16 protein-coding genes are annotated in these 16,108 nt (G+C 37.6%); all 16 read left to right on the plus strand.

Features of this window, described 5'->3' with window-relative positions:
* Positions 1-155 precede the first annotated feature (155 nt).
* Entirely contained in the window at positions 156-722 is a 567-nt protein-coding gene (rnmV, locus tag QH639_RS18505) for a ribonuclease M5 (protein ID WP_131522702.1), read from the plus strand.
* Positions 715-1,596 carry a 16S rRNA (adenine(1518)-N(6)/adenine(1519)-N(6))-dimethyltransferase RsmA gene (gene rsmA / locus QH639_RS18510; RefSeq protein WP_048395444.1) on the plus strand — a complete coding sequence of 294 codons (882 nt, stop codon included), beginning with the start codon at positions 715-717 and terminating at the stop codon, positions 1,594-1,596. Before rnmV ends, rsmA begins: the two co-directional genes overlap by 8 nt.
* Positions 1,597-1,753: 157 nt before the next feature.
* A complete protein-coding gene (gene veg, locus QH639_RS18515) occupies positions 1,754-2,014 on the plus strand; it encodes a biofilm formation stimulator Veg (protein WP_004229199.1) in 261 nt (86 codons plus the stop codon).
* A gap of 113 nt (positions 2,015-2,127) precedes the next feature.
* The gene (locus QH639_RS18520; RefSeq protein ID WP_004229193.1) at positions 2,128-2,307 is read left to right on the plus strand and encodes a small, acid-soluble spore protein, alpha/beta type; all 180 of its coding nucleotides are present in this window, start codon (positions 2,128-2,130) and stop codon (positions 2,305-2,307) included.
* Between the two features lie 220 nt (positions 2,308-2,527).
* A complete protein-coding gene (gene ispE, locus QH639_RS18525) occupies positions 2,528-3,394 on the plus strand; it encodes a 4-(cytidine 5'-diphospho)-2-C-methyl-D-erythritol kinase (RefSeq protein ID WP_131522603.1) in 867 nt (288 codons plus the stop codon).
* A 56-nt stretch (positions 3,395-3,450) separates the two neighbouring features.
* Complete coding sequence (gene purR, locus QH639_RS18530; RefSeq protein ID WP_004229190.1) at positions 3,451-4,284, plus strand: pur operon repressor; 834 nt, start codon at positions 3,451-3,453, stop codon at positions 4,282-4,284.
* Positions 4,281-4,655 (plus strand): RidA family protein, encoded by a 375-nt coding sequence (locus QH639_RS18535; protein ID WP_004229189.1) that lies wholly within the window; start codon positions 4,281-4,283, stop codon positions 4,653-4,655. The genes purR and QH639_RS18535 overlap by 4 nt, the downstream gene beginning before the upstream one ends.
* Before the next feature lie 220 nt (positions 4,656-4,875).
* Entirely contained in the window at positions 4,876-5,178 is a 303-nt protein-coding gene (gene spoVG / locus QH639_RS18540) for a septation regulator SpoVG (RefSeq protein ID WP_004229187.1), read from the plus strand.
* Between the two features lie 261 nt (positions 5,179-5,439).
* A complete protein-coding gene (glmU, locus tag QH639_RS18545; RefSeq protein WP_281114974.1) occupies positions 5,440-6,810 on the plus strand; it encodes a bifunctional UDP-N-acetylglucosamine diphosphorylase/glucosamine-1-phosphate N-acetyltransferase GlmU in 1,371 nt (456 codons plus the stop codon).
* Between the two features lie 24 nt (positions 6,811-6,834).
* Entirely contained in the window at positions 6,835-7,794 is a 960-nt protein-coding gene (locus tag QH639_RS18550; protein WP_004229183.1) for a ribose-phosphate diphosphokinase, read from the plus strand.
* A 253-nt stretch (positions 7,795-8,047) separates the two neighbouring features.
* On the plus strand, positions 8,048-8,644 hold the full coding sequence (locus tag QH639_RS18555) for a 50S ribosomal protein L25/general stress protein Ctc (protein WP_131522605.1): 597 nt from the start codon (positions 8,048-8,050) through the stop codon (positions 8,642-8,644).
* 146 nt (positions 8,645-8,790) lie between these two features.
* Positions 8,791-9,357 (plus strand): aminoacyl-tRNA hydrolase, encoded by a 567-nt coding sequence (pth, locus tag QH639_RS18560; RefSeq protein WP_016993791.1) that lies wholly within the window; start codon positions 8,791-8,793, stop codon positions 9,355-9,357.
* Positions 9,358-9,598: 241 nt separating this feature from the next.
* On the plus strand, positions 9,599-9,826 hold the full coding sequence (locus QH639_RS18565; RefSeq protein ID WP_016993788.1) for an anti-sigma-F factor Fin: 228 nt from the start codon (positions 9,599-9,601) through the stop codon (positions 9,824-9,826).
* Positions 9,827-9,966: 140 nt separating this feature from the next.
* Positions 9,967-13,479: a transcription-repair coupling factor gene (gene mfd, locus QH639_RS18570; protein WP_281114975.1), complete on the plus strand. Its 3,513-nt coding sequence runs from the start codon at positions 9,967-9,969 to the stop codon at positions 13,477-13,479.
* 309 nt (positions 13,480-13,788) lie between these two features.
* Positions 13,789-14,325 (plus strand): stage V sporulation protein T, encoded by a 537-nt coding sequence (gene spoVT / locus QH639_RS18575; RefSeq protein ID WP_004229174.1) that lies wholly within the window; start codon positions 13,789-13,791, stop codon positions 14,323-14,325.
* 158 nt (positions 14,326-14,483) lie between these two features.
* The gene (locus tag QH639_RS18580) at positions 14,484-16,106 is read left to right on the plus strand and encodes a putative polysaccharide biosynthesis protein (RefSeq protein ID WP_237898997.1); all 1,623 of its coding nucleotides are present in this window, start codon (positions 14,484-14,486) and stop codon (positions 16,104-16,106) included.
* The last annotated feature ends 2 nt before the right edge of the window (positions 16,107-16,108 follow it).

The raw sequence follows: 16,108 nt of genomic DNA on the forward strand, positions 1-16,108 counted from the left end.
GGCTTCTTTATTATTTTTTAGCAAATGATGCGGTAAGGTATGTAGAGAGTAAGTTAGATAAGATAAGCTCATCTGGACCTAGTATTCCTGTACAAATTGTATAGAGCAGTTGTAAAATGGTCAGAAGATAAGGTAGATAGAAAAGAGGAGCCTTTTTGCAAATTAAAGAAATTATTGTTGTTGAAGGAAAAGATGATACGACAGCTATTAAACGTGCTGTACAAGCAGATACTATAGAAACAAATGGATCTGCAATTACTGAAGAAACGTTAAAGCGAATTCAGCACGCCCAAGAAAAACGTGGAGTTATTGTATTTACTGATCCAGACTATCCAGGACGTCGTATACGGGCCATTATCGAGGAGCGTGTAAAAGGGGTGAAGCATGCCTTTTTACCAAAAGCGAAAACGATTGCTAAAAACGGTAAAGGGTTAGGGATTGAGCATGCTGCTGATGATGATATACGTGAGGCACTACAACATGTCTATACCCTTTCACATGAGGGGCTAAACGAAGAGGTAATTACATTGGAAGATTTAATGACTGCTTGTTTAATTGGACATCCACAATCAAAGCAGCGTCGTGATAGACTAGGGGAAATCTTAAATATAGGTGCTACAAATGGTAAACAACTTCATAAAAGATTGAAAATGTTTCAGATTACAGAGGAGCAATTTGGTGCGGCTATCGCACAGTTAGATCAGGAGGAAAATGATGCATAAGGATATTGCTACACCAATTCGAACACAAGAAATTTTAAAAAAATATGGGTTTTCATTTAAAAAAAGTTTAGGTCAAAACTTCTTAATTGACCCGAACATTTTAAGAAATATAGTGAGTCACGCTAATTTAACTGAGAATAGTGGCGCAATCGAAGTTGGTCCTGGAATTGGGGCATTAACGGAGCATTTGGCGAGAAGCGCTAAAAAGGTAGTTTCCTTTGAAATTGACCAACGTTTATTACCTGTACTAGAAGATACGCTTAGTCCATATAATAATGTATCTATCATTCACTCTGACATTCTTAAGGCAGATGTGGAGAAAGTAATTGCAGATGAGATGCCAGGTATTGATGATATTATGGTTGTAGCAAATTTACCGTATTATGTAACGACTCCAATTTTACTGAAATTACTCAATGACCGATTACCGATCCGTGGTTTTGTAGTGATGATGCAGAAAGAGGTAGCAGACCGTATAACGGCTAAGCCAGGTACGAAAGAATATGGTTCTTTATCAATTGCAATACAATATTACGTGAAAGCAGATATTGCAATGACAGTTCCAAAAACAGTTTTCATGCCGCAACCTAACGTCGACTCTGCTGTAATTCGCCTTATCAAGCATGAGGAACCACCAGTAAAAGTAATAGATGAGGATTTTTTATTTGTTGTAACGCGTGCCTCATTCGTACAGCGAAGAAAAACAATCTATAATAACCTGCAATCTGGTTTACCAAATGGAAAGGCACAAAAGGATCAAATTTTACAGGCATTAGAGTTAGCAAATATTGAGCCAACTCGCCGAGGAGAAACACTTTCAATTCAAGAGTTTGGGAAATTAGCGGATGCACTGCATCCTGTTTTTGCAAAGTAAAAATTTTTGTTAACAATTTTTCGGATATGTAAAAAAATATATATTTTTTTATAAAAAATAAGTTGACAAGTTTTATAAGAGGCTGATAAAATATTATATTTTGTTGACATTTTTGGGCCTTTAGCTTATACTTGTTATTAGTGAGGTGTAAGCGAAAATGCCAAAAACTTTAGCGGACATTAAAAAGTCGTTGGATTGTCATTTGGGTAAACGTTTGCAATTAAAAGCAAACGGTGGTCGCAAGAAAACGGTTGAGTGTGCAGGGATACTACGTGAGACATATCGCGCCATCTTTGTAGTAGAGCTCGATCAAGAAGACAATACGTGCAAGCGCGTATCGTATAGCTACACAGATATTTTAACTGAAGCAGTAGAGATTACATTTTTAGACGAAGCAAAGGCTGCTGTCGCAAAATAGTTTCTAGTACTTATTTCTATATTTTAGAAACACTCATGTATATTAAAAATACATGAGTGTTTTGCGTTTTCACGGGCATACTAAATTCGTCAGTTGTTAAAGGAGGAGTTTATATGCCTAGAAAAGGTATCATGTCACCTCGTTTAAAAGAAGAGATCGCAAAAGAACTTGGATTTTATGATGTTGTGCAAAAGGAAGGCTGGGGCGGCATAAAAGCTCGTGATGCTGGTAATATGGTCAAACGTGCCATAGAAATGGCTGAACGGGCAAGTAGTGAGCAAGAGCGTAAGTAGGCTGTTTTTTCTAAAATAGTCATCTTATAAAGTTTCATTCAGCAGGGATGAAAATCCTTACTGACACAACAAATACAACTGACGAGAGAGAGCCGTTACTCCGAATAGGGTAAACGGTTCTTTTTTTCCATTTTCGTATTCTCAGTATGGTAAAATAAAATGAATAATCTTGCGCGAAAAAAAGAACTGTTTATACGTGTAGCTATAAGGAGGAAGAAAGATGCTTTATGTAAAGGCGCCTGCAAAAATTAATTTAACATTAGATGTACTTTATAAAAGACCGGATAATTTTCACGAAGTGGAGATGGTTATGACAACAGTCGATTTAGCTGATCGTATCAGTCTTGAATCTCGAGAAGATGGTGTTATTCAAATAATTTCAACAGATAATTTTGTACCAAATGACCATCGTAATTTTGCTTATCAGGCAGCGCGTCTCATTAAAGATACATATGGCATTAGACAAGGTGTATCCATTACGATTGAAAAGGAAATCCCCATAGCAGCAGGACTCGCAGGAGGTAGTAGTGATGCAGCTGCAACATTAAAAGGGCTAAATGAACTGTGGGATTTAGGTTTATCAATAGATGAATTAGCGGAACTTGGTGCTAAAATTGGTTCGGATGTTTCGTTTTGTGTTTACGGAGGCACGGCACTCGCTACAGGACGAGGCGAAAAAATAAAGGAATTACCAGCTCCACCTAATTGTTGGGTTGTACTAGCTAAGCCTAAAATTGGTGTGTCGACAGCAGAAGTTTATGGGGGTCTTAAGGTTGAAGGACTGCAACACCCCAATACACAGCAGATGATACAAGCTATAGAGAAAAAAGATTATGAGCTATTATGTTCTTCATTAGGAAATGTTTTGGAAACTGTAACATTTAAGCTACACCCAGAAGTTGTGATGTTAAAGGAACAAATGAAGCGCTTTGGGGCAGATGCCACGTTAATGAGTGGAAGCGGTCCAACTGTATTTGGGCTAGTGGATAGTGAAGCTCGTGTAAGTCGCATTTATAACGGTTTACGTGGTTTTTGTGAGGAAGTTTATGCAGTACGAATTTTAGGTGAGCGAAATACGCTTGCTTAGAAACGCAAATTTGTGTTAATTTTACCTATAAATATTCGTGTTTAGGAGAGGGTCGCATGAAATGGAAGCGTAGTGAACGACTAGTTGATATGACGTACTACTTACTAGAACATCCACATCAGCTGATCCCGCTAACTTATTTTTCAGAACTATATCAATCTGCTAAGTCATCCATTAGTGAAGATTTAACGATTGTAAAAGAAACATTCGAAGAAAAAGGAATCGGGTTATTGATGACAGTGCCGGGTGCTGCAGGAGGAGTAAAGTATATTCCGAAAATGTCCGAGGCTGAAGTACGTTTAGTGATTCAAGATTTAAAAGCAGAGCTAGAACATTCAGATCGATTGTTACCAGGTGGTTACCTATTTATGACAGACTTACTTGGAAACCCAGATTTAATTAATCGTGTAGGGAAGGTCTTTGCTTCTGCCTTTGCAGATCAACAAATCGATGTCATAATGACAGTAGCAACTAAAGGGATATCCATCGCCCATGCCATTGCAAGACATTTAAATGTACCAGTGGTTGTTGTGAGAAGAGATAGTAAAGTAACAGAAGGTTCTACAGTAAGCATTAACTACGTATCTGGTTCTTCCAGAAGAATTCAGACAATGGTATTATCAAAAAGAAGCATGAAGAGTGGACAACGTGTGTTAATTACGGACGACTTTATGAAGGTCGGCGGTACTATGAATGGCATGAAAAACCTCTTAGAGGAGTTTGACTGTCAGCTAGCAGGCATTGCAGTGCTTGTGGAGGCTGAGCACGCGGACGAAACATTAGTAGATGATTATTATTCGCTTGTAAAGCTTCATGAAGTTAATGAAAAAGATCGAACAATTGCATTAAGTGAAGGTAACTATTTTTCTAAAAGGGGACATGACAAATGAAAGTAGTAGCAACAACAAATGCACCAGCAGCAATCGGACCATATTCACAAGGTATTATTGTTAACGGTATGTTTTATAGCTCTGGTCAAATTCCATTAACAGCTACAGGTGATTTAGTGGAAGGCGATATAACTGTACAAACAAATCAAGTATTTGCTAATTTAAAAGCTGTTTTAGCGGAAGCTGGAACTTCTTTAGATAATGTTGTGAAAACAACGGTCTTTATGAAAGATATGAATGACTTTGTAGCGATGAATGAAGTTTATGCAAATCATTTCGGTGATCATAAACCAGCTCGTTCAGCTGTAGAGGTAGCCCGTCTTCCGAAAGATGTAAAAGTAGAAATCGAAGTAATTGCAATCGTAAAATAAATAAAACTTATTAAGCTCACTAAAGAGAAACTTTATTCTTTTTAGTGGGTTTTTTTACGCCGACAAACAATTGTCAAAAATTACGTATATAAGAAAAAATATTATTCTAATAAGTATTCAAATTTTTTAGAAAATTTGATAGACTATGAAAAGGAAAATATTCGGTAATTGAGAATATGATATTTTCATTTAGGCATCTAAGAAGAGAGGTGGTGAGAAAATGGAAGTTACTGATGTGAGGTTACGTCGGGTACAGACGGATGGTCGCATGCGTGCGATTGCTTCCATTACACTTGATAATGAGTTTGTTGTTCACGATATTCGTGTCATTGATGGAAATACTGGTTTATTTGTAGCTATGCCTAGTAAACGAACACCAGATGGGGAATTTAGAGATATTGCTCATCCAATTAATTCTGATACTCGAAATAAAATTCAGGAGATCATTTTAAACGAGTATCATAACTCTAGTGAAGTAGAGGAAGCTGGTAAAGAGGAAGAATTAGAGGGAATCGGTGTGTAATAAATAGTAAATAACTTACTTTTTAAGTATATGTTACAAACTGATGGTAAAAAAGATAGGAAGAACTCTTCTAGTTGGAAGGGTTCTTTTTATTTTGATAAAAAGATAATATGAGCAATTTCAGGATATACTTCATGACATTCGAGCATAAGGTGCATTGGATTTAGGAATTCATGTTTTTGTCAATTCTACATGCCTTGAAAATAGATGAATTTTGCTATATAGTCATAAGAGAAAATGAGCGTATTGGAGGACTTACAGATGAGCAATGTTTTTGCTGTCATTTTGGCTGCAGGTCAAGGTACACGTATGAAGTCCAAATTATATAAAGTGCTCCATCCAGTATGTGGGAAACCAATGGTACAACATGTGGTGGATCATATTCAAACGTTAGATGTGAATCGCATTGTAACGGTTGTCGGACATGGTGCTGAAAAAGTGCAACAACAGCTTGGTGATAAAAGTGAGTATGTGCTGCAGGCTGAACAACTAGGTACAGCGCACGCTGTGCAACAAGCAGAGGCCATTTTAGGTAATGAAGAAGGTACAACGTTAGTTGTATGTGGAGATACACCACTAATTCGTCCTGAAACGATGCAAGCGCTATTCGAACATCATCAAGCAACGAATGCTAAAGCAACTATTTTAACTGCAATTGCTGAAAATCCAACTGGCTATGGCCGTATATTACGTGGCAATAACGGACAGGTGGAGCAAATTGTTGAACAAAAAGATGCTTCAGCAGAGCAGCAATCAGTAAGAGAAATAAACACAGGCACATATTGCTTTGATAACAAATTATTATTTGAAACATTGAAGCTTGTGAAAAATGATAATGCTCAAGGTGAATATTATTTACCAGATGTCATTGAAATTTTACAAAAGCAAGGTGATATTGTTGAAGCATATGTCACTGATAATTTTGAAGAAACACTAGGTGTTAACGATCGCGTGGCTTTGTCACAAGCCGAGACATTAATGCGTACAAGAATCAACGAGAAGCATATGCGGAATGGTGTAACAATTATTCATCCTGAAACAACACATATTAGTGCAGATGCAGTTATTGGGCGTGATACAGTGATTCAACCTGGCTCAATGATTGAAGGTACTACTGTGATCGGTGAAGATTGTATTATCGGGCCAAACACTCAAATCATAGATAGCCGCGTTGGTGATCGTACAACTATACATTCTTCAGTTGTCCGTGAAAGCGCTATTGCAGAGGATACTGCTATTGGGCCATTTGCTCATATTCGACCACTTTCAGACATCGGTAGTCATGTGAAAATTGGTAACTTTGTAGAAGTGAAGAAAAGCAAGCTAGATCATGGCTCGAAAGTTTCACATTTAAGTTATATTGGCGATGCCGAGATCGGTAGTAACGTCAATATTGGTTGTGGTTCCATTACAGTAAACTATGATGGAAAAAACAAGTTCAAAACGATTATTGAAGATGATGTATTTGTAGGATGTAATACTAACTTAGTAGCGCCAGTGAAAGTTGGAAAAGGTTCATTTATTGCAGCAGGTTCTACAATTACAAAAGAAGTTCCTGAAGATGCACTTGCCATAGCTCGTGCAAGACAAGAAAACAAACCGAATTATGTAAGCAAATTAAATTCAAAATAATTATCAACTAAACAGGAGGCCATCATGCCGTATCATTATGCAAACTCACAATTAAAAATATTTTCACTTAATTCTAATAATCCATTAGCTCAAGAAATTGCGCAGGAAATGGGCGTAGAGTTAGGTAAATCTTCTGTTAAGCACTTCAGTGATGGAGAGATTCAAATTAGCATTGAAGAAAGTATTCGAGGTTGTGATGTGTTTATCGTGCAGTCTACTTCTGCACCTGTAAACGAACATTTAATGGAGCTTTTAATTATGGTAGATGCAGTTAAACGTGCATCTGCTCGTACAGTAAACGTTGTAATGCCTTATTATGGTTATGCACGCCAAGATCGTAAAGCAAAAGCGCGCGAGCCAATTACAGCTAAATTAGTGGCAAACCTACTTGAAACTGCTGGTGCAACACGTGTTATCGTATTAGATTTACACGCACCTCAAATCCAAGGTTTCTTCGATATCCTAATCGACCACTTAATGGCAGTACCATTACTATCTGATTACTTCAAATCTAAAGGTATTCCAGGCGATGAGATCGTTATTGTTTCACCAGATCATGGTGGGGTAACACGTGCTCGTAAAATGGCTGAACGATTAAAAGCACCGATTGCAATTATTGACAAACGTCGTCCGAAACCAAACGTTGCGGAAGTGATGAACATTGTTGGTAATGTTGATGGTAAAGTGGCAATCTTAATTGATGATATTATTGATACAGCAGGTACAATTACAATTGGGGCAGATGCGTTACGTGCTGCTGGTGCAAAAGAAGTTTACGCTTGCTGTTCACACCCTGTATTATCTGGTCCAGCAATTGAACGAATTGAAAACTCTGCTATTAAAGAATTAGTGGTGACAAATACAATTCAGCTTTCAGACGAGAAAAAATCTCCAAAAATTACAGAGCTTTCTGTAGCTAAATTAATGGCGGATGCTATTTCTCGCGTTTATGAAAATAAATCTGTAAGTACTTTATTTGATTAATAAATATTGTAAGTATAAGACCAATCTATTCTTTGAGTAGATTGGTCTTTTCTATATAAATTGGACACTGTTTCATCAAGACCAAGAAATAGATGAGTGTTTTATGTGTGAGCCTTCTCACAAAGGGGTATAATAAGAATGTGACTTAATAATATTTACTCTACCTTAAACAAATAGAGCTAAGTATTATCATAGCCTACAACGAATTATTGTTGAGGCGTAAATAATTTTCTTGGAAGGGGAATAAAGAAGTATGAGTACAGTATTAAGTGTTACAAAGCGCGAAACTGGGCATCGTTCAACATTAACCCAACTTAGAAAAGGGGGAGCCATTCCTGCAGTTATTTACGGCTACAAAGTAGATTCAACCCCAATTTCTATTGCTGCAAAAGATTTCAAAAAGTCCATTCAAAAAAATGGGCAAAATAGTGTATTTTCGCTAGAGTTAGAGGGGAAAAAGGTGAATGCTGTTGTGTCAGAGATTCAGCAATGTTCATTGAAAGATGAAGTAAATCATATTGACTTTTTAGCCATTAATATGGCGGAAGAGTTAGAAGCTGATGTCCCGATTAAATTACTTGGACAGTCAGTTGGTGTGAGTGAGGGCGGTATTCTAATGCAGCCTAACTTAGAATTAAAAGTAAAAGTAAAGCCAACTGAGTTACCCGAATCAATTGATGTGGACATTTCATCGTTGCAAATTGGGGAATCCCTAACAGTAGCAGATATTCGCGATGCTACATCTGTTGAAATTATTAGTGAAGATGATTATATGTTAGTAACCATTGTGGCGCCTGTTTCTGTAGAGGAAGAGACTACGGAAAGTGAAGAAGAGCAAGAGTCAGTATAATAGTAAATGACGTAAGGCTAATAAGAAGGCTATAGCTTTCTTGTTAGCCTTATTTTTTTATGCCTATTAACAATTGTACAAAATGCTTTCTAGGTGTGCTATATGGTAAAATAATGACTATTAGATTTGAAAGAAGAGAGGTACTTATGAAAATTATCGTTGGTTTAGGAAACCCAGGTAAACCTTATGAGCATACAAGACATAATATTGGCTTTGATGTTATTGATGCGTTAGCAGAAAAATGGGGAACACCTTTAACAAATTCAAAATTTAACGGGATGTACACGACTGTACATCGACCAGAGGGAAAGGTTCTACTTGTTAAACCATTAACATATATGAATTTATCAGGGGAATGTGTTGGTCCGCTGATGGATTATTTTGACATAGAGGTAGAAGATTTAATTGTCATTTATGATGACTTGGATTTAGAGACAGGTAAATTACGTCTACGACAAAAAGGGAGTGCAGGTGGACATAACGGCATTAAATCGTTAATTCAACATTTAGGTACTCAGGAATTTAATCGTATTCGAGTGGGCATTAATCGTCCACCAGCGGGCATGAAGGTAGCAGACTATGTGTTAGCTAAATTTTCGAAGGAAGACCAAGTTCTTATGCAAGACGCCATTGTAAATTCTGTAAACGCTGTTGAAGCATCTCTTTCAAAGCCGTTTCTTGATGTGATGAATCACTTTAACGCAAGCAAATAGATGGAAGTAATAAAATTTCTGTTAAAGTTTTTGGATAATTGGCATGGTGTAAGGTAAGTAATGAACTGCCTTACACTATTATTACAGCTAATATTTGTAGTGAATAGTTTTAGCTACAGGTAAAAATTAATTCTCTAATTTTCAAGTTATTGCAATGATGATGACAGTGAAAAGTGCATAATCCCTTTTATAAATGTCTATACTTTAAGTAGAAAGTTGCTTAAAGGAGGATGATTTGGAGATGTCAGTTCGCTATCGATGTCGGCATTGTGAAGTAGAAATAGGGACACTACCATTTGATGCAGATGATACAATTCGAAAGTTGCATATTTTCGAATTGGGAGAAGCGGATGATTATGTTGAGAAAGATCAACATGGTCAAACGACTGTGCACTGCATTTGTGAGCAATGTGAGGATTCGCTGAGACAATATCCAGATTATCACGCACTCAATAAATGGATTCAATAATTGGAAGGATGCTTTGACACACTTATGTGTGTTCAAGGCTTTTTCCATTTCATAAAACAGCCATTAATAGAGATATGTAAAAAAACACTAGAATAATAGAAATAAAAATATAGAATTTATGCTGAAAGGAGCTTTTGACTGTGGAGGTTTTACGACAGCTTGTGTCGCAAGATAAACATATTACATCATTTTTAAAGGAAATTCAGAGCGGTCAAACTGCATCACAGCTTATAACAGGTTTAACAGGAAGCGCACGCCCAGTAATGGTGGATGTGTTATTTGAATATGTAAAGAAACCAATCTACATTATCTCTCCTAATCTATTGCAGGCACAAAAAATGGTGGATGAGCTTGCTGGACTATTAGGCGAGGAACATGTTCACTATTACCCTGCGGATGAATTTATTGCAGCTGATCTTTCTGTGGCTTCACCAGAACTTCGTGCGGAGCGAATCGCGACGCTCGATTGCTTAGCTAGAGGTGAGAAAGCCGTATATGTAATACCTGTGGCTGGTCTACGTAAAATAATGCAACCAAAAGAACATTGGCTACATTATTTTTTACAAACCGCATTAGGCGAAGATGTTGAAATTGATAAATGGTTGCAAACATTAGTAGAGATGGGCTATGTACGGAATTCAATGGTGACATCACCTGGAGAGTTCGCATTACGTGGAGGAATTTTAGATATTTATCCACCCTATTTAGAATCACCAATTCGTATTGAATTATTTGATACTGAGGTTGATTCCATACGAACATTTTCAGCAGATGACCAACGTTCTATAGATAAATTACAAAAAATTCGTATTCTTCCTGCTTCAGAGGTCATTCTTACGAAATCAGAAAGACAGGCATTAGCAAACCGTTTAGAAGAGGCATTAGCAGCCAGCCTAAAAAAGGTAAAAAAGCAGGAGACAAAGGAACTTCTGTATCAGCATATTCAATATGATATTGAGTTGCTACAGCAAGGGGATTTACCTGATTTTGTAAACAAATATGGTTCGTTATTATACGATAAAACAGCCTTTTTGGGAGATTATTTTGAACATGATGGTATCGTACTTTTTGACGAGCTTGGTCGTATTCAAGAGGTAATGGATGCATGGGAACGTGAAGAAGATGAATGGTTTTTATCTTTAATCGAAGAGGGGAAAATGGTTCATGATGTCAAACCTGCCTTCTCATTAAAAGAAATATTGGCGATGTTGTCACAACAAAAGCTTTCATTTTCATTATTTTCGCGAACATTTGCAGGGATTACGTTTACTAAAACAACCAACTTTTCTTGCAAGCCAATGCAGCAATTTCATGGACAAATGTCCTTGCTTCAAAGTGAGGTTGAACGCTGGTTACTTGGCAAATTTACAGTTCTCATCATAGCAAGGGATAAAGAACGAGTGAAAAGAGTTCAGCAAATGCTTGAAGAATACGATATTCATACAGCGATAGGTGAGCCAACAGAACCTGGTATTTATATTGTAGATGGTGGCTTGTCGAGTGGCTTTGAATTGCCCCTACAGCGTTTAGCAATTGTAACAGAAGACGAGCTCTTTAAACAGCAGGCAAAGAAAAAAGCACGCACACAAAAAATGACCAATGCTGAACGTATTAAAAGTTATACGGAAATTAAGCCAGGTGATTATGTTGTACATGTTCATCATGGGATTGGTAAATATATTGGTGTAGAGACATTAGAGGTTAATGGTACACATAAGGATTACCTGCATATTCGATATCGTGCAGACGATAAATTATATGTACCTGTAGAGCAAATAGACTTAATTCAAAAATATGTGGCGTCAGAGGATCGAGAACCAAAGCTACATAAATTAGGTGGCGCAGAGTGGAAAAAGGCGAAAGCAAAGGTATCCTCTGCTGTACAGGATATTGCGGATGATTTAATAAAGTTGTATGCAAAGCGTGAAGCAGAGAAAGGGCATGCTTTTACACCTGATAACGATGACCAGCGTAATTTTGAAGCGATGTTCCCTTATGAAGAAACAGAAGATCAACTACGTTCAATTGTTGAAGTTAAACGAGATATGGAACGTGAACGCCCTATGGACCGTTTAGTCTGTGGTGATGTAGGCTATGGTAAAACAGAGGTAGCCATTCGTGCCGCATTTAAGGCTATTCAAGATGGAAAGCAAGTGGCATTTCTTGTCCCTACAACCATTCTAGCCCAGCAACATTATGAGACTATTCGTGAGCGCTTTCAGGACTTTGCCATTAATGTTGGATTGTTATCTCGCTTCCGGACAAAAAAGGAGCAAACAGCTACTTTAAAGGGCTTAAAAGAGGGCCGAGTCGATATAGTTATTGGAACACACCGTATTTTATCTAAAGATTTAATTTTCCAAGACCTTGGTCTGCTAATTGTGGATGAAGAGCAACGTTTTGGTGTGACGCATAAGGAAAAAATTAAGCAGTTAAAGACAAATGTCGATGTCTTGACTTTAACAGCTACACCTATCCCAAGGACACTTCATATGTCCATGGTAGGGGTCCGGGATTTATCAGTTATTGAGACGCCTCCTGCTAATCGTTTCCCAGTTCAAACATATGTGATGGAGCACAGCGGTGCATTAGTACGAGAAGCTATTGAGAGGGAAATGGCACGTGGCGGACAAGTATTTTATTTATATAATCGGGTAGAGGATATGGCTCGAAGGGTTGAGGAGATTCAAGTGCTAGTCCCTGAAGCACGGATAGGCTTTGCTCATGGAAAAATGACTGAGTCAGAGCTAGAATCCGTAATTTTAGCCTTTTTAGAGGGCGACTATGATGTGCTTGTTACGACAACGATTATCGAGACAGGTGTGGATATACCGAATGTAAATACATTAATAGTCCATGATGCTGATCGCATGGGCCTAGCCCAGCTTTACCAATTGCGCGGGCGCGTTGGACGTTCTAACAGAGTAGCCTATGCATATTTTATGTACCAACGCGACAAAGTTCTGACAGATGTAGCGGAGCAACGTTTACAAGCAATTAAAGAATTTACAGAGCTTGGCTCAGGCTTTAAAATTGCGATGCGAGATTTATCTATTCGGGGCGCAGGAAACTTACTTGGAGCGCAGCAACATGGCTTTATTGATTCAGTTGGCTTTGATTTATATTCACAAATGCTTCAGGATGCCATCGCGGAACGTCAAACAGGCGTGAAAAAAGAAGAAAAGCCAGATATTGAAATTTTGCTGAGTATTGATGCGTATATTCCAGACGCTTACATTCCAGATGGTTATCAAAAGATCCAAATGTATAAACGAATTAAAGCCATGGATCAGGTGGAGGAGTATGAAGAAATCATGGAGGAATTAGAGGATCGATTTGGCGATCTTCCAATTGAAACAGAGCGTTTACTTCGAATAGCACGAATGAAAGTTTGGGGTTTAGGTGCGGGAGTAGTATCCGTAAAGGAGAAGCAAAAGCTTATTACAATACTATTGTCAGAACAAGGGACGGCAAGTGTCGATGGCAGTAAGATTATTGAAGAATCGATGAAATTCGAGCGTGCTGTTGGTTTTGGTATGGATGGTATGCAGTTAAAATTAACAATAGATGAACGCAAGAGTGGGAAATATCAACCCTTTGATATGTTGGAAGAACTAATGCAAATGATTGATAAAGCAAAAAAGCAGCAATAGTAGTTAAAAGGCTATTTTTATCTTTTCCTGTAAAAGAGAAGAATAGCCTTTTTGATGTTGCTTCAGTAATTACCATCTCTTACGTATTTGCTCACAGGAATAATTGATTTTTTCCAATATTTTTTATGAATTAATTATAGAAACTTATTCCTTGGGTAATCTAATAAGGAGTTGATTGATGTAATACCGTTTTTGAAAAAAATTAATGGTTGTGAAATCCTTTTTCTTCAGTTTTTGCATAGATTGCTCAAATAAAAACCATACTATCATTGAATAAAAATTTCATTGTAGCGAAAGCGAGGCATTAGAATGAAGGCAACAGGAATTGTTCGTCGTATTGATGATTTAGGGCGTGTAGTTATTCCAAAAGAAATTCGTAGGACGCTACGTATTCGTGAAGGCGACCCGCTAGAAATTTATACGGACCGTGAAGGCGAAGTCATTTTAAAGAAATATTCTCCCATTAATGATTTGGGCGAATTTGCAAGAGAATATGTTGAAACACTTTATGAAACGATGGGCACACCAGCATTTGTCACTGACCGTGATGAAGTAATCGCTGTTGCAGGGATCGGGAAAAAGGAATATATAAATCGTCGCATTACGTCCTTTGCGGAAAGCTTTATGGACGAGCGCTCCACAAAAATAGAAAAAATGGAGACAACGATTGAAATTGTCCCTGGACAATATGAGCAAGTAAAATCCTATTGTGCGACCCCTATTATGGTGAACGGTGACCCAATAGGCTGTATTATCGTCTTGTCTAAAGTACACTTTGTTGGTGAGGTAGAAGTCAAAGTAGTGGAAACAGCTGCAAACTTCTTAGCAAAACAAATGAATAGTTAATGCATGGAAAAGTTATTGCGATGACCTATAAGGCTGAACAATAACTTTTTTGCGTACATAAGGATGAATCATTATAGGAACTGTAGTGCCACCTTGCACGTCAAACTTTTAAGATATGCTATACTATTGGCATTGTTAAGAAGGAAAGAGGGCAATTTATGTCGCAACGTTTTGGTATGAAAAGCTACATGAAAGGTGCCGCCTTATTGACGATAGCAGCCCTTATTGTAAAAGTTCTTAGTGCCATTTACCGTGTGCCTTTTCAAAATCTAGTAGGTGATGAAGGCTTTTATATCTATCAACAGGTATATCCAGTTATTTCAATCTTCGTTGTTTGGACATCTAGTGGCTTTGCTATAGCCATTTCTAAAATGCTTGCAGACAATGATTGTATTGTTGATACAATAGAACGTGATGAAAGACGTCGCACTATAACACAGGTAGTTTTCAGGTATTTAACGGTATTATCACTACTGTTTTTTGCCATTTTATTTGGAGGTGCTGAAAAGATTGCCCATTTAATGGGAGATATTCAATTAGCACCACTTATTCGTACAGGCTCCTTAGTAGTATTGGTTATGCCGGCGCTGGCTATTTTAAAAGGTAGCTTTCAATCTAGAGCAATTATGGAGCCTATTGCTTATGCCCAAGTACTTGAACAAGCAGTGAGAGTAACTGTCATATTAGCAGGTACCTTTCTTATTATGACAACGACTAAATCTCTTTATGGTGCAGGAAGAATGGCTGTTATCGGTACAGTAATTGGAGAAATTACAGCCTTGCTATTACTTGCTTCTATCTCATATAAACGATTTGGTCTATTGCAAGTTAAACAGCACCTACAACGTAATCCAAGTTTACCTATCATTAAAGAGGTCACTTGGCTCAGCTTGAGTGTCAGTATGAGTGGTCTACTACTACTTGGCTATCAATTGGTCGATTCATTTACAATCTATTCTTCATTAATTGATAATGGCATGACTCCTACAATTGCAAAGGAAACGAAGGGTATTTATGATCGAGGACAACCGTTAGTTCAACTAGGTGTTGTCATTGCATCCTCATTGTCGTTGGCCATTGTGCCACTTGTCGCCCATTTGTCGAAAAAACAGGCGGGACGTAGTGCAGTGCCATTCATACAATTAACATACAAAGCATCCGTCCTGTTCGGCTGGTCTGCAGCACTAGGCTTAATGCTAGTTATGCCTTATTTAAATGAAATGCTTTTTAAAACCAATTCCTTATCGGAGGTATTGATTGTCTATGTATTTCAAATTGTCCCTTTGTCGATTATCCTTACATTTACAGCGATCTTACAAGGCTATGGAAAATTAAAAAAACCAGCTTTATTTCTCATAATCGGTTTTCTAGTAAAAATTATATTAAATGTACGTTTAATTGGTGGATTAGGTGTACTAGGAGCTGCCATCGCAAATGATATAGGATTATTATTAACAGCAGCCTTGCTAATTATTTATTTAAAAACATTGACTGGCATTCAATTAGCTTCAGGCGCATTTTATAAAAAAGTAGGTATAGCCTCCTTCAGTATGACAATCGTCGTTCTTATATGGTTACAGCTAGTATCGTCCTTGCTAAACCATTTGATGTCTTCACGTATGATAGCCATGGTGGCGGGTTTGACAGCAGTATCTATTGGGGCGTTTGTTATGCTAACAATTATTGCAAAGAAAAGAGTACTAATAGAAAAAGAATGGTATTTACTGCCGTTTGGACGTAGAATGGCTGTTTACCAACTTTGGCTAAATTCAAGGAAGTAGGT

The sequence above is a fragment of the Lysinibacillus sp. 1 U-2021 genome, assembly GCF_029916965.1.
Lineage (GTDB): Bacteria > Bacillota > Bacilli > Bacillales_A > Planococcaceae > Lysinibacillus > Lysinibacillus capsici.